Source organism: Methanobrevibacter sp., from assembly GCF_045130115.1.
Taxonomy (GTDB): domain Archaea; phylum Methanobacteriota; class Methanobacteria; order Methanobacteriales; family Methanobacteriaceae; genus Methanocatella.
In genome coordinates this window covers 1-19,683 of sequence record NZ_JBGUPC010000015.1, presented here as the reverse complement: position 1 = coordinate 19,683, position 19,683 = coordinate 1, and the positions used below count along the sequence as shown (strand labels likewise).

The following is a 19,683-nucleotide window of genomic DNA, read 5'->3' as shown; positions in this document are numbered from 1 at the left end:
AGTAGGATAAGAGGCGAAGGAGATGTTGAAGACGCAAAACAGAAAGCTAAAAGAGTTTTGGGTTATCCTGAAAAACAATAGGCTTCTTTGGAGGATATTGTTATCATGAACAAAATTAAAAAGAAGATATTTATTTGCAACTTTACCAAAACAATTTCAAGTGCCGTTTTAACAGCGATAGCTATCAACATCATCATGACCAATGCCACAAAGTATGCTTTAATCGAAGGACTATTGCCATTTGCATTAGCCATTGTCATTGTTGCATTAATTGACATTTATGAGTATAGATGTGAACGTGAAGACCAGATTAATTTAGAAGATTTGGAAAGTAGAATTGAAAAACTGGAGGAAAATGAATGAAGATATTGATTGCAGTTCCAACATTTGAAAACATCAAACCAGAATGTTTCAAAAGCATATACGGCTTGACAAGACCTGAAGGATGTGACCTCTATTTTGATTATGTCAGAGGTTATGATTGCGCTAAAGCAAGAAATCAAATAGCTAGAAACGCAATGACCGGAAACTATGATTATGTATTGATGGTAGACTCAGACATACAACTGCCTTCAGACACATTAGTTAAATTATTGGAATGCAAATCAGATATTGCTCTTGGATGGTATTATCGCAAGAGAACCAAATCAGATCAAACAATAATCTACACTTTCGGAAAAGACTTCAACGATAACAATTGCATCACAGGCACTACAATGATCAACGAAGTCCCAAGACCAATCGAAGTTAAAGGTGGTGGCCTTGGAATTGCATTAATCAAAGTAGATATCTTCCGCAACCTTCCATATCCATATTTTAAATTCGTAACATATTCTAATGATACAGTATTGTCTGAAGATTTATATTTCTGCAATCTAGCTAATGGACATGGATTTAATGTTAAATGCAACCCTGATGTTAAGGGAAATCATATATTCGAAATATTAATGTGATAAACATGACTGATACAATTGTCTTACTGGAAGAACAAAAAGAGATTACCACATTCCTATTGGATGATGGAGCAAAAACATTAGTCGATGATGTAATAACTCCAACGGGCAGTAATCTCGGATTTGAATACTCCGACAAATGTATGGTTGATGATATACTTTGTATTTCCGAAAAATCCAGAATAGGAAGTGAAAGCTTAAAGAAATTCACAGGCACGGAAGTCCCTGTCGGCATCCTTGTCAATGAACCTGTGGTAATGACAAACGGAGATAGAAAAGGAAGAGTCCTTCTTTTAGGCGGACTTTACCGATTGAAACTTTCATCCGCACAAACAGTCAAACCCGGAGATAGAATCAAATTAACATCAGCTGGAGCTACTGTCGATAATGAAGGTCAATTCATAGCATTTCATCCCGTTAATGATTCGGATGAATACAGGCATGTCAATTGTTTCCAAATAAGTCTTGGAGGTAAAGGAGAGAAAGGAGACACCGGAGATACAGGTGCTGCTACTGTTATCCTCGGGTCTTATGATACTTTCGATGAATTAATAGCAGCACATCCAACTGCTAATGAAGGAGATGCATTCTTAGTAGATGGCGAATTATTCGTTTGGCATAGAGATTAGATTAATAGAGGTGTTTTATACATGGTATGGGAAAGCGTTGGTATGATAAAAGGGCCGAAAGGCGATACCGGTGATAAAGGAGATACCGGAGATACAGGAAAAGCATTTGAATACTCAGACTTCACACCAGAACAATTAGCAGGATTAACTGGTGAAAAAGGAGACAAAGGAGATACCGGTGATAAAGGAGATACTGGAAAAACTGGAGCAACCGGAGCCACAGGTGATAAGGGCGATACAGGAGCAACAGGTGCTACCGGAGAAAAAGGTGACACTGGAGATACAGGAGCTACTGGCGCCACAGGTGCGACAGGTGCAACCGGCGATACGGGAGATCCATTCTCAATATACAGAACATACGAAACTGTAGTTGCAATGAATGCAGATGCAGCTAATGTTCCTGAAGGAATGTTTGTAGCTATCCAATCAACAGTCGAAGATCCCGATAATGCAAAGCTATACTTGAAAGGTGCAAATAGCTTCAGCTTCATTACAGATATGTCCGGTGCAACAGGTCTTAAAGGTGATACTGGTGCTAAAGGCGATACAGGCAATACCGGAGCAACCGGTGCAACAGGAGAAAAAGGTGATACTGGAGATACTGGCCCGCAAGGAGTAACAGGTGATAAGGGAGATACTGGAGCCAAAGGCGATACTGGTGATAAAGGTGACACTGGAAAAACTGGAAACACAGGAGCAACCGGAGATACCGGTGCAACTGGTGCCAAAGGTGATACTGGCGATAAAGGCGATACCGGTGATAGAGGACCTCAAGGATACAGTACAATTATCAAAGGGTCTTATCCAAGTTATGCTGATTTGATTGCAGCTCATCCAACCGGAACAACAGGAGATGCATATCTCGTTGATGGAGAACTTTACGTTTATCAATAATTCTCCTTTAAAAAGGTGATGAATAATGGCATGGGTAAATGTAGGAAGAATTAAAGGTGATACTGGAAATACTGGTGATACCGGAGCCACAGGAGCAACTGGAAACACTGGGGCTACAGGAGATACTGGTGAAAAATCAAATGCAATCTGGACAACAGCTACTGCACCAACAACACCAAATTATACATTCGATACAACAAAGCTTGTAGGGCCTACAGGATTTTCTCCAAAGGTAGGGGATGTAATTATCTACAGCTATTACAGATATCAGATAACATCCATTTCAGGAACTTCAGCACAATCATCATCAAGAGTTTCAATCAGAGGAGCTAAAGGCGATACCGGTGCAACAGGAGCAACCGGAAATACTGGCGCAACTGGTGATAAAGGCGATACCGGTGCAACAGGACCAGTCAATCTTGCAAGCTCTTTAGATACAACAGATAATACTAATGCTATTAAAAATGCACCAGTAGCTACAGCTATTCAAAATATTAGTAATCAAATTGGAACAATAACTGCTGCACAAACTGCAAACTTGAATTTATTAGGGAGCTGATGTTAATGTCAATAGCCAGTAATGTATTAACTGTTAATGAGAGATTGGAATTAGCAAGAACATTAATGAAAGAAAAGTTAACCGCTAATGGGAAAGATTTCCTATCGGATGATAATCTAATTGATTTGATTGAAAGATGGAGGTGTTTATATTATGACAAGTGCTCCATAGACAATACTTCTGACTGGACAGTAAAAGGAAGTTTGGCATTGACTTTTGATTCAACAAACAAATGCTATAATCTCAAGACAAACGCAAACCAAGCTTTCGGCTATGCTATTTTGGATAGTTATTATTTTGAACTTCCGCTAGCTATTGAATATGATTTCATGTTACTGCAGGGTGGAAACAACTATAATAATCAGTTAAGAGTAGGATTGTGTTATCCGTACAGTTATGATCCGGACTATTTTGCAGTGATTGGAAATGTGGCTAGGTATTCCTCCAGCATAACTGAACTGAGGACAGGAGATATCAGGACAACCACAACAGATTCATTAGACAATACATTGACCAGCAATGCAAGAACAAATGCTTTAAACAAATGGTATCATGCGAAATTGACAATAACAGATACTGCAGCGACATTTATAGTAACAGATTATAACGGCAGTGCAATTACATTATCATCAGCAGTTCCGGATGGGCTGGATGAAAATTATGGCAATAACAAATTAGGAATCAGTAAATGTTACAATAACAACACTAACGTGAGAATTAAAAACATTAAAGTTTATGGAGTGTGAAAAATGCCTTATACTCGGCCGGATTTATCTGAAATACTAGCTAACGAACAGACTCTCAATACTAATCTAACATTGGCTCAAACAAGATTAAGAGCTATTTTAGACGAAGAAGAAATAGGCTATACCCAAGGCGAGGGAGTAATTCCATTGATTAGAAAATTGCCTGTTCCGGTTCCAACCACTGTTGAATGGAACTGTTATGAAAGCTGGTTAACATATTCCGGACCGCAGACAAGTCGTCGCAGTACTGATGCATATCCTGTTGTAAGAGATCAGCACGGCACTTATATTCCAGATGTTCCAGTCACAGTCAGGAGAAAACCAATCAGCGGGGGATTATGGAGCAATTACGGAACATATGTTTCATCTCATGACCGTATAGATTTGCATCCAGACGCAAATAAAGGAGGATATATCTATGAAGTTTATGTAACGGCCAATCCTTCAATTTCAGCACAATTAACTTTACCACAATACTGGTTCAATTATGATAGTCGAGATGAGGATTTCGGTGTAGATTACTCAATGGATGCAATATTAGATACTGCAAACCCGTTAATATCCGTTAATGTCAAATCCATAGATACGACCTATTTAAGCTATGGAACTAATTATTTCTACGTTACTGCCAATGCTGCCGGAGAGCTATTGCTGGCAATACCATTGAAGAATGCTCCAACAATCGTGGGAGCAAATTCAAACACTAATGTTTATATCGGATATGATGTAACAAGAGGAAACACTGCTTATAGTAATGGAGCATTAGGCGTTGGTGGAGGTATGGTTGGAAATGGTTCAAGAAACTCAATGGGAATATTCTTAAATTCATCTGATTATGATTTTAGAGAGACATATGAGAATGCATTTTATTTCGACCCTAGTGATGTGGGATTCACAGTTTCCGGTCAGTCAAGGGAATGTGTTGTTATAATTCCTGGAGGAAGCAGTGGAGCCTATACATATTATGAAAATGCTGATGGGTCAATTTCAGAGTATGCCGGCTACTGGTATGCATCACAGCTAGGAAGCAGATACGGTCCATGTTTGGTTATTTACAAGAATAAGGCAACAGCCAATGAAAGAATTAAAATTACAGTTAAATACATAAAAGCCAGCTGTCCATAGCAGGCTTGATGTTTAAAATTAAGGTGATAATATGGTGGAGACAACAAATTGGATTGAAATCGGACCAGTAGTGGGTGATACTGGAGCCACTGGTCCGAAAGGTGATAAAGGAGACACAGGTGCAACCGGTTCTCAGGGACCTGCTGGACCAAAAGGAGATACTGGAAACACAGGTGATAAAGGTGATAAGGGAGATACTGGTGCGAAAGGTGATAAAGGAGACACAGGTGCGACTGGAGCAACTGGAGAAAAAGGAGAAACTGGACCTAAGGGAGATACTGGAGACACAGGACCTGCTGGAGATACTGGACCGGCCGGGGCGACTGGCGACACTGGAGCTACTGGTGTTGGTACTCTTATTAAAGGTTCGTATAATACTTATGAGGAATTAATAGCTGCACATCCGACAGGCAATGCTACAGACAGCTATCTTGTCAATGGTTCCCTTTATATCTGGAACGGAAATGCTTGGGAAAACGTAGGAAACATAAAAGGAGACAAAGGGGATACAGGACCAAAAGGGGATACCGGAACTACAGGTTCTAAAGGTGATACTGGTGAAACGGGAGCTAAAGGTGATACTGGTGATACTGGATCTCAAGGTGTAAAGGGAGACACTGGAAATACAGGAGACACAGGTGCGACTGGAGCAACTGGACCTAAAGGCAATACCGGAGATACTGGTCCTAAGGGAGATACTGGCATTGGAAGTGATGAAGAAGCAGGATGGAAGCTGCCTGTTGACCAGATATTAACAACAAACACATTGCCTACAGGTGTCAGTACAGGCTATCGTGTAGCTATTGTTACTAGCTCTGTCATGGCCATTAAGGAGTATAACGGAAGTTCTTGGGATACTGAAAGTCTTGATCCGTACAGTGTAATTCCGTTGAAACATTCTGGAGGAATACAGATGTATCTGGCAAAATCTTCAGGACCGGTATATATGGGTGTGGATTATGGAGTCTTTGGAAAATTCCGCTTCATGACACAGGCAGCATATGATGCGTTAAGTAGCTATGATAATGATACAATTTATTTTGTAAGAAGTTCATAAGTGATAGTATGGAATTGACTGATGAAATGTTAACTGAAATTAGCTATGTGAATATCTCAAAGTACAGGACAAAAGTAATGAAGTCCTTGGATGGGGAAGTGCTGATACCTACGCAAATATCTGAAAATTCAGGGATTAGAACAAATCATGTTTCAAAAGTTCTAAGTGAATTAAAAGCTCATGAACTTATTGAATGTATTAATCCTGAATTCAGAAAGGGTAGGCTGTATAGGTTGACTGAAAAAGGTGAAGAGATAGTTGAAAATTTAGAGTAGATGATAATAGGTATGATATATTAATTCAACCTAGAACACAAATCATCTGAAAGAAAATCATTTAAAAAATCAATAACTAATAAGCAACGAATTAAATTTTCAAAAGTACCATATTCATCGTCTAAACCATGTAAAATGTTATGTCTGTTGAAATTAAGAATTAAGGGTTCTTTTAAATCAGAACCATAATTATTTGCAAATAAATTTTCTAATAAAAAATTCACATGATGTTCTTCCCAATTATCAATAATATTCCCTGCAAAGTTTTCTCTAAATGTTCTAATATTGCTTTTATCTTTTGAACCATAAATTTCGCTATAAAACTTTCTATTTACTTCATTGAATCCATTTTTAATTAAAACTTCACTTATTAAAACGTCAATTTGCGCAAGGAGTGAAGGAATAATAATATCTGAATACTCCCTTCCATTATCATTTAAAATTAAATCTATAGCATTAGAAATAATTTTCAAGTTACCTTCAGGAATTAAATCTTCTGAATTCCATTTTTCTTTTAGTTCTAAAATCACTTCAAAATCATTATCTGAAAAGTAATCTACAAATTTTGCATCGATATCTTCATCATTATCAAATGAAGAATATAATGATTCGATGAAATCTTCAGATGCACAATTAGGAATTAACCAACCACTGTTTCTTATAAATAAATCAAATTGTCTTGTATATCTACCAAAAAACCTTTTTTCATAACTTTGAGATATTAAATTTAAATCTAAATTATTTACAAAATCTATAATGCTTGTATATTTTAAAATACTAAATTCTTGAGCAATTCTTTGAATATCATCTAAGCTATTTCTCATCAATAGTGCATTATTAACAAGACTGGGAGTATATGCATCTAACATTCTTAAATTATCCATGATGGATTTTGAATTTTCTATACTGTCTCTCATTAATATTGCAGTATTAATGATGTTTGGACGGTACATATCTAATGATTCAATACTTTCGATAGCTAATCGTGAACTTTCCATGCTGTCACTCAGCATAGTTGCAGTATTAATGATGTTTGGACGGTACATATCTAATGATTTAATACTTTCGATAGCTAATCGTGAACTTTCCATGCTATCTCTCACTAAAGCCGCAGTATCAATAATATTGGGTTGACACATAGTTAAAGCCCGCATACTTTCAGCAGCTAATCTAGAACTTTCTAAGCTATAATTTATTAGACTATATTGTGATTTTTTAATATATTCAATTTGTTCCAAAATTTGTTTTAAATTGCTGTTCATTATTTACAATACCTCTTAAGTTATAAATTAGTAAGCATATTTGTATTTAATATTTTTAGTAAAACTTAATAGTATATTTTTATATAAGTAACATTATTACAATATTGTTGTTAACTTAGAATATTGTTTCATGGAGTTGGTTTTTATTTCATTTTATAATGAAGATGCATATGAAGAAACAGTAATTGATATTCTAAAGGATTTAGGTTATACTTACTACAATGGTTATGAAGTCGAAAGAGATTATAATAACCCATTATTTGTGGATGATTTAAGTAATATTTACACAATTAATAATGATGCTAGCAATTTAGCTATAGAAACAGCCATTAAAGCTGCTCAAGATTTTGGTAGAGATAGTCTTAAGACTAAAAATGATAAATTCATGGATTATCTACAAAATGGAATATCAGTTAATTACTGGGAAGATGGTGAAGATAAATCAACATTAATTAAGTTAGTGGACTGGGAAAATATAGACAATAATATATTCACAGTCATAAATCAATGGACATTTATTGAAAAAGAAACTAAACGTCCAGATGTAGTTGTATTCTTAAATGGTTTTCCAGTTGTAGTTATGGAACTTAAATCTCCAGTAAGAGAAGATGCAGATGTATCTGATGCATATAATCAGCTACAAAAATATATGCAAGTAATCCCATCCTTATTTAATTACAATGCTTTTTGTGTTATGAGTGATATGGCAAAATCAAAAGCAGGAACAATAACATCTCCTGAAGATAGATTCATGGAATGGAAATCAACTGATGGAAGTTATGAAACAACACAATGGGCAGATTACCATACTTTTTTTGAAGGAATGTTTGATAAAACTAGATTTATGGATATATTAAAGAATTTTATATTATTTTCAGAAGATGGTAAAGATTCTTTTAAGATATTGGGTGCATATCACCAATACTTCGCAGTTAATAAAGCAGTTTCATCAACATTAGAAGCTATTAAAACAGATGGAAGAGCGGGTGTATTTTGGCACACTCAAGGAAGTGGAAAAAGCTTATCTATGGTATTTTATGCTAAAAAATTACAACAAATACTTAATAGTCCAACATTTGTTATTGTAACTGATAGAAATGACTTAGATCAACAATTATTTACTCAATTTGCAAGATGCTCAAACTTTTTAAGACAAAATCCTATTCAAGCTGAAAGCAGGAAACACTTAACTGAACTATTAAATAATCGTCAAGCTAATGGTATATTTTTCACAACAATGCAGAAATTTGAAGAATCAACTGATGTATTAACAAATCGACGTGATGTAATTGTAATATCTGATGAGGCGCATCGTAGCCAATATGGACTTGAAGAAACAGTAGATTCAAAAACAGGTAAAATTAAAATAGGTGCTGCAAGAAGAATACGTAATGCCCTACCTAATGCAACATATATTGGATTTACAGGAACACCAATTTCAAGAGCTGATAAAAGTACTCGTGAAGTATTTGGAAATTATATTGATATCTATGATATGACACAAGCAGTAGAAGATGGGGCAACTGTACCAATACACTATGAAAGTCGTGTTGCACAAATTGGGTTGGATGAGGATGTTCTAGCCGAAATTGATGAAAGATATGATGAATTAGCACTTGAAGCAGAAGATTATGCAATTCAAAAAAGTAAAAAACAATTAAGTAAAATGGAAATGCTTTTAGGCGATTCAGTAATTTTAGATGATATATGCAAAGATATCATTAATCACTATGAAGAAAATCGTGAATTTGAATTATCAGGTAAAGCAATGATTGTTGCATATTCAAGATCAGTAGCTATTAACATGTATAAAAAAATACTCGAACTTCGCCCAGAATGGAGTGAAAAAGTTAAAGTAGTGATGAGTGGGGATAACAGAGATCCACCAGAATGGCAAGAAATAATTGGTACTGACTCATATAAAAAAGACCTTGAACGCAAATTCAAAGATGATAATGACCCAATGAAAATAGCTATCGTTGTTGATATGTGGCTTACAGGATTTGATGTACCTTCACTTGCAACAATGTACATATACAGGCCAATGAAAGGCCATAACTTAATGCAAGCTATAGCAAGAGTTAACAGAGTATTTGAAGGCAAAGAAGGAGGATTAATTGTAGATTATATTGGAATCGCTTCAGCATTAAGACAGGCTATGAGTGAGTATACTGATAGAGATAATAAAAATTATGGTGACATGGATATTGCTAGATATGCTTATCCTAAATTCCACGAACATCTTGCTGACTGTGAAGAACTACTGAAAAACTTTGGTTATGAATATAAAGAATTCTTTGGAGATGACAATTCCAAACGTTCAAAAATGATTTCAACAGCAGTCAACTATTTACAAAATCCACACAATGAAGATACAAAAACTGAATATCTTAAAAAATCATTGCTATTGAAAAAAGCTTTATCATTATGTAGAAGTAAAGCTACTTATCATGAAAGACTTGAAGCTGCTTTTTTTGAATCTGTAAGGTCTGTAGTGGTCAAACTTGAACCACGTGATGGTAAACTATCTGTTAAAGAAATCAATGAACAAATCACAGAATTATTGCATCGCTCAATTAAAAGTGAAGGAGTTATTAATGTTTTAGATATAGGTCAAGAAGTATCATTATTTGATCCTCAATTTTTAGAAAAAGTAGCAGCAATGAAAGAAAAAGATTTTGCTATTAAAATACTTGAAAATTTATTAAATGACCAAATTAGAACATATGCAAGAACAGATTTAGTTAAATCAGAAGAATTCTCATCAATGTTTAAAAGAATTAAAGATAAATACATTAAAGATAATTTAACAAGTATTGAGGTAATTAATGAATTAATTGATATGGCTAAAAAAATTAGAGAAGCACATGAAGAAGGAAATGATTTAGGTTTAACTACTGAAGAATTAGCATTTTACCATGCAATTTCACTTCCAGAAAACATACATGATTTCTATGATGATAAAACTTTAGTACTAATTACACAGGAACTAACAGAATCATTACGGGCTAGTCGTACAATAGATTGGCAGAAAAAAGAAAAAGCAAGAGCAAATATGAGACGAATCGTGAAAAGATTACTTAGAAAGTATGATTATCCACCAAAACAAATGCAAGAAGCATTAGATAAAGTATTAGCGCAATGTGAATTATGGGCAGACGAAGCAGCATGATAATAGGGGAATAATTTATGGCAAAAGAAAATTCAGCTGAAATAGGTTTTGAAAAAGAAATATGGGATGCAGCAAATGAACTAAGAGGTTCAATGGATGCAGCCGAATATAAACATGTAGTATTAGGATTAATATTTCTCAAATACTTATCTGATAAATTTGAAGAAAGATACAATGAATTAAAAGCAGAAGGATATGGGGATGAAGAAGATGTGGATGAATATACTGCTGAAGGCATATTCTTTGTACCTCCTGAAGCACGTTGGGAAGTAATAGCTAGTAAAGCACATTCTGCTGAGAATGGTCAAACAATTGATGAAGCAATGATGGCTATTGAGAATAAAAATGAATCTTTAAAAGGAATTCTTCCTAAAACGTTTTCTAAACCCGAATTGGATAAGAAAAAACTTGGGGAAGTAATCGATATATTTACTAATATTAAAATGGCTGACCATGGTGATAAACAAGACATTTTAGGTAGAACTTATGAATACTGTTTAAGTATGTTTGCAGAAACTGAAGGTAAAAAAGCAGGGGAATTTTATACTCCTGCTTGCGTAGTAAAAACATTAGTTTCTACCCTTAAACCATATGATGGCAGAGTTTATGACCCTTGTTGTGGTTCTGGAGGAATGTTTGTCCAATCAAAACAATTTGTAGACAATCATCAAGGTAATATTGATAATCTCTCAGTATTTGGTCAAGAATCAAATCCAACTACTTGGAAAATGGCTAAAATGAATCTTGCAATAAGAGGAATTGAAGCCGACCTTGGAGAACATCAAGCAGATACTTTTCTCAATGACTTACATGAGGGGATAAGAGCTGATTATGTATTGGCTAATCCTCCATTCAATCTTAAAAAATGGGGTCAAGAACAATTGACCGATGATAAAAGGTGGAAATACGGAACTCCACCTAAAAATAATGCAAACTTTGCATGGATGCAACATATGATATATCACTTGTCCGAAAGGGGAAAAATTGGATTGGTACTAGCTAATGGATCACTATCTTCAACAACTGGTGGTGAAGGTAAAATAAGACAAGCTATTGTAGAAGATGATCTTGTAGAATGTATTGTAGCATTACCAACACAACTATTTTATACAACCCAAATCCCAGTATGTCTATGGTTCTTAAACAAAAACAAAAAACAGAAAGGTAAGACATTATTCATTGATGCTCGTGAAATGGGAACAATGGTGTCAAGAAAATTGCGTGAACTCAAAGATGATGATATAGAATTAATTGCAGATACATTTGCTAAATTTGAAGAAGGAACACTTGAAGATGAAAAAGGATTCTGTAAGGTTAGTGATTTGGAAGAAATTAAAAAGCATGATTTTATATTAACTCCTGGACGTTATGTTGGATTTAAACCGGAAGAAGACGATGGAATACCATTTGAAGAAAAGATGAAAACATTAACAGCAGAACTTGATGAATTGTTTAAAGAGTCTAACGAACTTGAAGGAAAGATTCGTCAAAGCTTAAAGGAAATTGGTTTTGAATTCTAAAGATTGATTTGGATTTTTTGATAAGGAGTGATAAATTTGAGTTTAGATAAATCTCAGGAATTTACAGAAGATTGGGAATGGGTTAAAGCTAAAGATTTCATGTTATTTAATCCAAGAGAATCTGTCAAAAAAGGGACTATTGTAAAAAATGTTCCAATGGATAAAATCGAACCTAAAACAAAAGAAATTCCAAGTTTTGAAATTACTGAATATAACGGTGGAGTTAAATTTAGAAATGGTGATACTTTAATGGCCAGAATCACTCCATGTCTTGAAAATGGTAAGATTTCACAAGTGTCAATTTTAGATAATAATGAAGTAGGTGCTGGATCTACAGAATTCATTGTTTTGAGAGAAAAAGAAGGAGTTAGTGATAAAGATTTCATTTATTACCTTTCTAATAGTGAATACTTTAAAGAACCTGCAATAAAATCTATGGTTGGTTCATCTGGGAGGCAAAGGGTTCAAAGAGATGTTGTTGAAAATCTAGATATATTTGTTCCTCCATTAGATACACAAAAGAAAATAGGTAAACTATTATCTCTTTTTGACAAAAAAATTACATTAAACAAGGAAATAAATAATCATTTAGAAAACTATGTTAAGTATACATTTAACTCTTATTTCAATAAGTTCTTACCATTTCAAGAGCAAAAATTTGTTGATTCTGAATATGGTTTCATTCCAGAAGGTTGGCAGATTGGGCAAATCGGAGATTATTGTTCAATAAAATCAGGTTTTGCTTTTAAGAGCAAATGGTGGCAAGAGGATGGAATTAAAGTAATAAAAATTAAAGATATTAATCAGGGAAGTATAGATTTTAGTGATTGTTCATGTGTTTCAGAAGAGAATACCTCTAAAGCTAATGAATTTAAAGTTCAAGGTGGGGATCTTTTAATAGCAATGACCGGGGCAACATTAGGTAAATTTTCTGTTGTTCCAAAAACTGATGAATCATTATATGTTAACCAACGTGTAGGAAAATTCTTTTTAGGGGATAATCCATTAAAATCACTACCTTTTATTTGGGGATTATTAAATCAAAGAAGAATTCATGATGAAATTATCAATAGAGGACAAGGTAGTGCTCAACCTAATGTGAGCCCAACAGACATTATGACAATAGAAATTATTTTGCCTCCTAAGTCAGTTATTGACATGTTTAACACGAAATTTCAACCAGTTTTTAATTTAATAATTAACAATATGTATGAAATTGATAAATTATCTAAATTAAGAGATGTTTTACTTCCAAAATTAATGTCTGGTGAAATAAATGTATCTCAGGTAAATTATGATTTAGAATAGCAGGTTAACTGTTATTCTTCGTTTTATATTTTCAATTCAAAAATATCTATTTGTTCTTATTTTTCGATTTTAACATTAATTTGAGTTTTATTTACTTAAATAATAACATTGTTATATTGTCATTTTATAAAGTTGTCACAAAACTAAATTCAATATTTATCCAATAAATTTTCTATGAGCTAATTTCACATTACTTTGATTTACCATTGCATATTGCATGGTAGTATCAATTTGCACGTGTCCAAGTAGCTTTTGTACTTGTTCAATTGGCATCCCTTTATCAATGGCATTGGTTGCCATTGTTCTTCTAAACTTGTGGGGATGAACTTTGTTAATATTACATTTTTTCCCTAAATCACGTAATCTTGTTTCGACTCCACTTATTCCTAATCGCTCATAAGGTTTATTTAAAGATACAAACAATGCAGGATTTTCATCGGTTCTTGATTGTATATATTCCAATAAGTGTATTTTCGTTCTTGCATCAAAATAAACAACCCGTTCACTTTCTCCTTTTCCAAAAACTATGCATTCTCTTTCATAAAAATCAATATCTTCAATATTTAGTCTTACAAGCTCTCCAACTCTTATTCCAGTTGATGTTAATAATTCAACCATTGCAAGATCTCTAATTTCATCGCAGTTATCTCTTAATATTTCTAAATTTTCATCTGTTAAAACTTCTTTCACTACCCTACCGGTTTTTACTCTATGGATTCTCCTAACTGGGTTTTTAATAATATAATCTTCATCTTCTAACCATGAAAAAAAGCTGGAAAAGATTCTTCTTATATTGTCGATGGTTGTTTTAGATGATTCCTTTTCATTTTTATAGCTAAATAAATACTTTCTTAAATCATCAGTGTTAATGTTGTAAACTTGCTTTTTAATTTTTATTAACATTTTTTCAATTGTCGATTTGTAATATGTAATTGTTTTATCAGAACATCCTTCAACTTGTTTGGCAGATAAGAAAAGTTCTAGAAGTTTAAAATTATCTGCTTCATTTAATTCATTATTATTATCAATAATATCTATATCCTCTAATGAATTTAGTAAAGTATTTGTCAATTTTATGTATTGTCCTTGATTTAAGTAAGGTTTCATTTGATTTTGTATTTTTGAAATAATTTTTGTTTTCATATAAATAATTTAAAAGAGTTAGTATAAATTTTCTAATTATTCTTTTTAAATCATAATTTATCTTTGAGACATCTATTTCACCAGACATTAATTTTGGCAATAATGTATCTCTTAATTTTTGTAAATTTTCTATTTCAAAGCAATTTGCGGATATTTGAGAATATAATGAACTTACAATATTTTTATATTCTGAAATAATATCTGCTGGGGGACATACAATATTAAATGATTCTAAATTATTTTTATTAATATGTTGCTGAGCTCCACCAGTTTGATGTTTTAATAAATCAAGTAGAATGCTTGAAATTAATGGATATACAAACTCATATGGATATTTATTATTTGGAATAACGCCAATTACGGACTGATTAGCACAAGAATCTATTTCCAATAAGCTAATTTGCCCCAATGTAGCACCAGTAATTGCAATAACTGTAGTTTTAGCAGGCAATAGTTTAGTTGCAGATTTTTTCAAACCCAACTCTGTAATGTACTCTGAAGGTTCTATTATTCTAAATTCATTAACTTTTCCAGAATTTATCCATGCTATATCCCCTCCCCAGTAAGATTCATTAGATCTACTTGGAGTTCCACCTAATTTACAATCCAATATATCACCCACAGTTATTATTTTCCACCCTTCTGGAATTTCTCCAATTTCTGAATCGATGAACCCCTTACTCTTAAAAGGCATAAAATCAATGAAATAATATTTGAATATAAGATGGCATAATTCATCTAAATGATTATTTATTTTTTTATTTAATTCAATTTTTAAACTCAGATTATGTAATAAATAGCCAATCTTCTTTTGTTCATCATAAGATGGAAAAAATATTGGTAATTTTGATAAAATATTATTGTTCAAGCTTGCTCGTGTTGTCATAATAGCCATTGAATCAACATATTTCCTGAATATTGATGATCTAAAGTAATAACACGCATATAATGGGTAAATAATTTTTTTATATTTTGGTCTTAATCTTTTAGTAAAACCATTAAATGTTGCTTCAGGATAATCTTTTAATGCAACACAACTCATACCAAGCTCATCTAATGTTTCACTTGTTCTTGTTAAAAATACATCTCCTTTTTTTATTGAATGTGTTTTTTGTTCTTTTTTTGTTGAATTAACTAATTCATCTAATTCATCATCAATATAATAATTATAAAAAATAGTTTTAAAAGAAAGGAAGGGAAATCCAAAACCAAATTCTTCAGATGGCTTTGAAAGGCCTGAAGAAAACTCATAGAGTTCATTTAAATTTTTTTCATTCCACTGTGAATTCATTTAACAAACCCCACTAATAGAATTATCAAATTCACAGTTTACTTTTGAGACATCAATTTCTCCAGACATTAATTTTGGAAGTAAAGTGTCTCTTAATCTTATTAAAATACCAATTTCTTCATTATTTAGCTGTATTTCCTCAAAGAATACTTTACTTATTTTTTCAAAATTAATTAGTGTTTGTTTATTTGGTAAAATAATATTTACTGTTTTTAAAGATTTTTGTGTAATTAATGGCTGAGTTGATCCTGTATTTAATGAATCATAGTCAATTCTTTTTAAAATTTGATAGATGAAACCATAATAATTAGATTTGATAACAAATGTATTATCAGAGGGGAAGCAAGGATAATTAACTCTTTGGACAATACCATGAGTCCCCACTCTACCAATAATTAAAATATCTTCATTATAAGTTGCTTCTTTAGTGTAACCCATTATCTTACTAGCACCAAAAAGGGGTATATTAAAATCAGAGGTTTCATTTTCTGACTTTTCATTAGGGCGATCTCCACTTGTTATTTCAATAAGTTCTCCTAATTCAATATTTTTCCATGATTTTGGAATAATTCCCCATTCCGTTTTTATTAATTCTTCTTTATTAAATGGTGTGCATTTAATGAACCAATCATTAAAGATTAATCCTAATTGTTCTTCCAAATGATTATTTATTTTTTTGTTTGTTTCAATTTTTTTATCAAAATATTGAATTATGTTTGCAATCTTATTTTGAATAATTAAATTAGGTAAATTAATGTCTAAATCTTTAATTATCTTAGTTGTTAAACTTCCTCGGGTACTAGTATGATCAGAAAGTTGTCTTAATTCAGGATACCTAAATTTAAGATTATATAATAAATAAAAATTATTTACTTTTTCATTTGGATGAATTACAATAACAGACTGATTTACATATGTGTCAATCATTACCATGCTGGATTGGCCTCTTGTAAACCCTTGACCTGCGGATGCAATAACAATATCTCCTTTATTTGCTAATTTAGTTGAGGAATTATTAGCACCTTCGTTTGTGATAAATTTTTCTGTAGTGTATATATATGTATTTCTGGTTTCTCCAGAGGATAACCAGTTTAAATCACCATCCCAATATTCTTTAACCTTTGTTGAAGGAGTTCCTCCAGAAAAGATGTTTCCCAGTTCTCCAATTTTACATGATTTCCATTCCAAACTCAAATTTTTTTGTTATTCTTAAAAAAGTAGCTATTATATATAAATATTTATATATTATAAATAATAAATTAAATAATAAATTAAGTAATATTAAGATTTAAGTGGAGGACATATATAATGGCAGATTCAATTATTTTACTTGAAGAAAAAAAAGAAGTCACAACTTTCTTGTTAGATGAAGGCGCAATTACTGCAACCACCGTGACAACTCCAACCGGAGAAACTCCTGGCTATGAGTATGCAGGAAATAAAATCAAGGTCGATGATGCTGTCACATTATCAGCTAATTCAGATATCGGAAAACCTACAGTTAAAAAATACACTGCAGCGGAAGGCGAAATCATTTTAGGCATTGCAGTCAACGATCCGGTTACCATGACCGGGGGCAAAAGAAAAACTGCAATATTAGTCCTGGGACATTTATTCAGATTGAAATTAGCCAGCGGTTTATCAAACATCGCCGTTAATGACAGAATAGCTTTAACCAGCACCGGAGCCATCAAATCCGATGACGGCGAATATATTGCAATGCATCCGGTTGCAAGCTCAGACGATTACAAATACATTGAAGTGTTCAGGCCATACGATATCGGAACCACAGGCCAAACTTAAGGTGATAATTAATGATTACAAAAGGAAATGATACTAAAGTACAAAATGAGGTAATAGCTCAAACCATTACCGATGAAACCGCAAAGAGATTGAAGCTTGCCAGATTGTTTCCTAAACAAGAGATCAAGGAGAACTCCGATTACTACACATATTTCAGACAGAACATCAATCTTGACGAAGCTATTAAAAAAGGCCTTTTGGGTGAAGCCAAAGATATCGCACCCGGTGCATCCCTGCAAGAATTAAACATCAGAAAGCCAGTAACGGACACTATCTCCATTGATACTGTCGGTGGAGTGCTTAACGTCAACAAGGATGTTTTCGACTCAGATATCGTTTCATTTGAAGACCTGCTGGGAGACGTTGCTACCGTTATTGCCAACAGAATCGAGTACAACATCTACGATACTTTAATAAGCTCTCCAAACGTTCCTGTCTACAATACCAGTGAAACTCAGGATACTATGGATGCCTACGGCAAATTTGTCATCAAGGCACAGGAAGCTTTCAAAGGCAATGCCGGTGCAGGCGCTGACTTGACAATAATGGCAGAGTCCTACAAAACCTTAAGTTATGTCAAACAGTTAGCTTACTCATCCAACAAGTTGGTTCAGCCTGTAGAAGACATTAAGGAATACTACGGCATTGACAATATCGATCTTTTAGGAACAACCCAGGCTGACGGAGGATCACTGATAGGTGACAAGCAGTACATCGGATTCGATTTAAGAAATGCGCCGTTAACAGTACTGTACTCCAAATCTTCTGGAACTACTGTTGCACCTATTACATCAGATGAAAACATTGCAGACTTCTATCCGATCATTGAAATCATGCGCAAGGACATCTATGACGAGTTGCCTCAATATACAAAATTGTTCATACAAAGTAAAGTCGGAATATTATTAAATAAGCCAGGTCTTGCTTTAAAAGGTACCTGCAGGCCATAAGGAGGATTGTTAATGTTAACAAAAGGAAATGATGCTAAAGTACAAAATGAAGTGATGGCACAGATTGTTGCCGACACTTCAGCCAAATGGATGAAATTCACAAGACTTTTACCGAAGCAGGAAATACAGGAAAACTCACAATATTACACTTACATGTCTCAAAGAGTCAATATCGAGGAAGCTATTCAATCCGGCGTATTGGGTGAGGCCAAAGATATTGCTCCCGGCGCTACATTACAGGAACTGAATGTGAGAAAGCCAATCAGTGAAACTGTCTCCATTGACACTATCGGCGGAGTCCTGAACGTTTCAGCTCAAATGCTTGATTCCAATTTAATCTCCGTTAATGACATGCTGCAGGATGTCGGCATTCTTATCGGAAGAAGCATTGAAAAGGCAGCCATTGACATGATTATGAATTCCTCAAAAGTTGCAACCTACAACTTCCAAAGCGGTGACGATACAGGAATGACAATTCTCAAAGCTCAAGAGAAGTTCAAGGAGTCAGCCGGTAGCTTCGCAAACTTAAACAGTATGGCCGTAAGCTACAAGTCACTCACAACCTTAAAGTCAGACATATTCGAAAGCAACAGACAAGTCGAACCTGTTGAACTGATCAAAAGCTATTACGGTGTTGACAACATTGACATCCTTGGAACTGCAGTATGCGATGGCGGTTCCGAGATGGGGGACAAAACATACATCGGTATGGACTACATCAACCCAGGAATGAAACTGCTGTACTCAAGGACTACAGGAACCACCGTTGCTCCTTTAGGCCCTGACGGTGAGATGTATGATTTCTATCCGTTGATTGAATTCATGAGAAAGGACATCCGTGATGAACTGCCAATGTATACAAAGCTCTTCATCCTTTCAAGTGTCGGTGTTTTGATGAATGCACCTAACAGAATTATCAAAGGTAATTTCAGAGCATGAGCCATAATTTAACTCCTAAATATATTGGCCCTTTCGTTAGGGATGCGTGTAGGGATA

At 33.8% G+C, this 19,683-nt stretch carries 19 protein-coding genes; 15 read left to right on the top strand and 4 right to left on the bottom strand.

The annotated features are described in order from the left end of the window. Nucleotides 1–105: 105 nt before the first annotated feature. The 9 genes from ACJMML_RS03005 to ACJMML_RS02965 are packed head-to-tail and all read left to right on the top strand — an operon-like array spanning nt 106 to nt 6,238. The gene (locus tag ACJMML_RS03005) at nt 106–363 is read left to right on the top strand and encodes a hypothetical protein (RefSeq protein WP_405305910.1); all 258 of its coding nucleotides are present in this window, start codon (nt 106–108) and stop codon (nt 361–363) included. Next, complete coding sequence (locus ACJMML_RS03000) at nt 360–953, top strand: glycosyltransferase family 2 protein (RefSeq protein WP_405305909.1); 594 nt, start codon at nt 360–362, stop codon at nt 951–953. Before ACJMML_RS03005 ends, ACJMML_RS03000 begins: the two co-directional genes overlap by 4 nt. A 5-nt stretch (nt 954–958) precedes the next feature. Continuing rightward, nucleotides 959–1,582, top strand: a complete 624-nt coding sequence (locus ACJMML_RS02995; RefSeq protein WP_405305908.1) for a hypothetical protein — start codon at nt 959–961, stop codon at nt 1,580–1,582. Nucleotides 1,583–1,603: 21 nt separating this feature from the next. Further along, complete coding sequence (locus tag ACJMML_RS02990) at nt 1,604–2,476, top strand: hypothetical protein (protein WP_292852851.1); 873 nt, start codon at nt 1,604–1,606, stop codon at nt 2,474–2,476. Between the two features lie 25 nt (nt 2,477–2,501). After that, nucleotides 2,502–3,035 carry a hypothetical protein gene (locus ACJMML_RS02985; protein WP_405305907.1) on the top strand — a complete coding sequence of 178 codons (534 nt, stop codon included), beginning with the start codon at nt 2,502–2,504 and terminating at the stop codon, nt 3,033–3,035. 5 nt (nt 3,036–3,040) lie between these two features. Continuing rightward, entirely contained in the window at nt 3,041–3,781 is a 741-nt protein-coding gene (locus tag ACJMML_RS02980; RefSeq protein ID WP_405305906.1) for a hypothetical protein, read from the top strand. A 3-nt stretch (nt 3,782–3,784) separates the two neighbouring features. Then, nucleotides 3,785–4,906: a hypothetical protein gene (locus ACJMML_RS02975; RefSeq protein ID WP_405305905.1), complete on the top strand. Its 1,122-nt coding sequence runs from the start codon at nt 3,785–3,787 to the stop codon at nt 4,904–4,906. A gap of 31 nt (nt 4,907–4,937) precedes the next feature. Continuing rightward, on the top strand, nt 4,938–5,963 hold the full coding sequence (locus ACJMML_RS02970) for a hypothetical protein (RefSeq protein WP_405305904.1): 1,026 nt from the start codon (nt 4,938–4,940) through the stop codon (nt 5,961–5,963). Nucleotides 5,964–5,971: 8 nt separating this feature from the next. Further along, nucleotides 5,972–6,238 (top strand): winged helix-turn-helix domain-containing protein, encoded by a 267-nt coding sequence (locus ACJMML_RS02965; RefSeq protein WP_405305902.1) that lies wholly within the window; start codon nt 5,972–5,974, stop codon nt 6,236–6,238. Between the two features lie 20 nt (nt 6,239–6,258). On the opposite strand, the gene ACJMML_RS02960 is transcribed toward ACJMML_RS02965, so the two are convergent. After that, entirely contained in the window at nt 6,259–7,500 is a 1,242-nt protein-coding gene (locus ACJMML_RS02960; protein ID WP_405305901.1) for a hypothetical protein, read from the bottom strand. Between the two features lie 130 nt (nt 7,501–7,630). On the opposite strand from ACJMML_RS02960, the gene ACJMML_RS02955 reads away from it, so the two are divergent. Genes ACJMML_RS02955 through ACJMML_RS02945 form a run of 3 tightly spaced genes read left to right on the top strand, consistent with a single transcriptional unit; the run spans nt 7,631 to nt 13,500 of the window. Then, on the top strand, nt 7,631–10,672 hold the full coding sequence (locus ACJMML_RS02955) for a type I restriction endonuclease subunit R (protein ID WP_405305900.1): 3,042 nt from the start codon (nt 7,631–7,633) through the stop codon (nt 10,670–10,672). 17 nt (nt 10,673–10,689) lie between these two features. Further along, nucleotides 10,690–12,192, top strand: a complete 1,503-nt coding sequence (locus ACJMML_RS02950) for a type I restriction-modification system subunit M (RefSeq protein ID WP_405305899.1) — start codon at nt 10,690–10,692, stop codon at nt 12,190–12,192. Between the two features lie 36 nt (nt 12,193–12,228). Beyond that, nucleotides 12,229–13,500, top strand: coding sequence for a restriction endonuclease subunit S (locus ACJMML_RS02945; RefSeq protein WP_405305898.1), 1,272 nt, complete (start codon nt 12,229–12,231; stop codon nt 13,498–13,500). A gap of 156 nt (nt 13,501–13,656) precedes the next feature. Here ACJMML_RS02945 and xerA read toward each other — a convergent pair whose 3' ends face one another. Genes xerA through ACJMML_RS02930 form a run of 3 tightly spaced genes read right to left on the bottom strand, consistent with a single transcriptional unit; the run spans nt 13,657 to nt 17,122 of the window. After that, the gene (gene xerA, locus ACJMML_RS02940; RefSeq protein ID WP_405305897.1) at nt 13,657–14,643 is read right to left on the bottom strand and encodes a site-specific tyrosine recombinase/integron integrase; all 987 of its coding nucleotides are present in this window, start codon (nt 14,641–14,643) and stop codon (nt 13,657–13,659) included. Next, a complete protein-coding gene (locus tag ACJMML_RS02935; protein WP_405305896.1) occupies nt 14,525–15,934 on the bottom strand; it encodes a restriction endonuclease subunit S in 1,410 nt (469 codons plus the stop codon). The genes xerA and ACJMML_RS02935 overlap by 119 nt, the downstream gene beginning before the upstream one ends. Further along, nucleotides 15,935–17,122: a restriction endonuclease subunit S gene (locus tag ACJMML_RS02930; RefSeq protein ID WP_405305895.1), complete on the bottom strand. Its 1,188-nt coding sequence runs from the start codon at nt 17,120–17,122 to the stop codon at nt 15,935–15,937. Between the two features lie 120 nt (nt 17,123–17,242). On the opposite strand from ACJMML_RS02930, the gene ACJMML_RS02925 reads away from it, so the two are divergent. From ACJMML_RS02925 to ACJMML_RS02915, 3 genes are read left to right on the top strand one after another with little or no spacing between them, the layout of a single operon-like run. Beyond that, entirely contained in the window at nt 17,243–17,737 is a 495-nt protein-coding gene (locus tag ACJMML_RS02925) for a hypothetical protein (protein ID WP_405305894.1), read from the top strand. A gap of 11 nt (nt 17,738–17,748) precedes the next feature. After that, entirely contained in the window at nt 17,749–18,687 is a 939-nt protein-coding gene (locus ACJMML_RS02920; RefSeq protein WP_296889450.1) for a hypothetical protein, read from the top strand. A 12-nt stretch (nt 18,688–18,699) separates the two neighbouring features. Further along, complete coding sequence (locus ACJMML_RS02915; protein ID WP_405274517.1) at nt 18,700–19,626, top strand: hypothetical protein; 927 nt, start codon at nt 18,700–18,702, stop codon at nt 19,624–19,626. Nucleotides 19,627–19,683: the final 57 nt, after the last annotated feature.

Bases quoted from the DNA above. Each gene is read 5' to 3' on its own strand.
- ACJMML_RS02995 (WP_405305908.1), top strand. From the start codon at position 959: ATGACTGATACAATTGTCTTACTGGAAGAACAAAAAGAGATTACCACA.
- ACJMML_RS02965 (WP_405305902.1), top strand. From the start codon at position 5,972: ATGGAATTGACTGATGAAATGTTAACTGAAATTAGCTATGTGAATATC.
- ACJMML_RS02925 (WP_405305894.1), top strand. From the start codon at position 17,243: ATGGCAGATTCAATTATTTTACTTGAAGAAAAAAAAGAAGTCACAACT.
- ACJMML_RS02915 (WP_405274517.1), top strand. From the start codon at position 18,700: ATGTTAACAAAAGGAAATGATGCTAAAGTACAAAATGAAGTGATGGCA.
- ACJMML_RS02990 (WP_292852851.1), top strand. From the start codon at position 1,604: ATGGTATGGGAAAGCGTTGGTATGATAAAAGGGCCGAAAGGCGATACC.
- ACJMML_RS02935 (WP_405305896.1), bottom strand. From the start codon at position 15,934: ATGAATTCACAGTGGAATGAAAAAAATTTAAATGAACTCTATGAGTTT.
- ACJMML_RS02960 (WP_405305901.1), bottom strand. From the start codon at position 7,500: ATGAACAGCAATTTAAAACAAATTTTGGAACAAATTGAATATATTAAA.
- ACJMML_RS02985 (WP_405305907.1), top strand. From the start codon at position 2,502: ATGGCATGGGTAAATGTAGGAAGAATTAAAGGTGATACTGGAAATACT.
- ACJMML_RS02955 (WP_405305900.1), top strand. From the start codon at position 7,631: ATGGAGTTGGTTTTTATTTCATTTTATAATGAAGATGCATATGAAGAA.
- ACJMML_RS02920 (WP_296889450.1), top strand. From the start codon at position 17,749: ATGATTACAAAAGGAAATGATACTAAAGTACAAAATGAGGTAATAGCT.
- ACJMML_RS02950 (WP_405305899.1), top strand. From the start codon at position 10,690: ATGGCAAAAGAAAATTCAGCTGAAATAGGTTTTGAAAAAGAAATATGG.
- ACJMML_RS03005 (WP_405305910.1), top strand. From the start codon at position 106: ATGAACAAAATTAAAAAGAAGATATTTATTTGCAACTTTACCAAAACA.
- ACJMML_RS02975 (WP_405305905.1), top strand. From the start codon at position 3,785: ATGCCTTATACTCGGCCGGATTTATCTGAAATACTAGCTAACGAACAG.
- ACJMML_RS02980 (WP_405305906.1), top strand. From the start codon at position 3,041: ATGTCAATAGCCAGTAATGTATTAACTGTTAATGAGAGATTGGAATTA.
- ACJMML_RS02970 (WP_405305904.1), top strand. From the start codon at position 4,938: ATGGTGGAGACAACAAATTGGATTGAAATCGGACCAGTAGTGGGTGAT.
- ACJMML_RS03000 (WP_405305909.1), top strand. From the start codon at position 360: ATGAAGATATTGATTGCAGTTCCAACATTTGAAAACATCAAACCAGAA.
- xerA (WP_405305897.1), bottom strand. From the start codon at position 14,643: ATGAAAACAAAAATTATTTCAAAAATACAAAATCAAATGAAACCTTAC.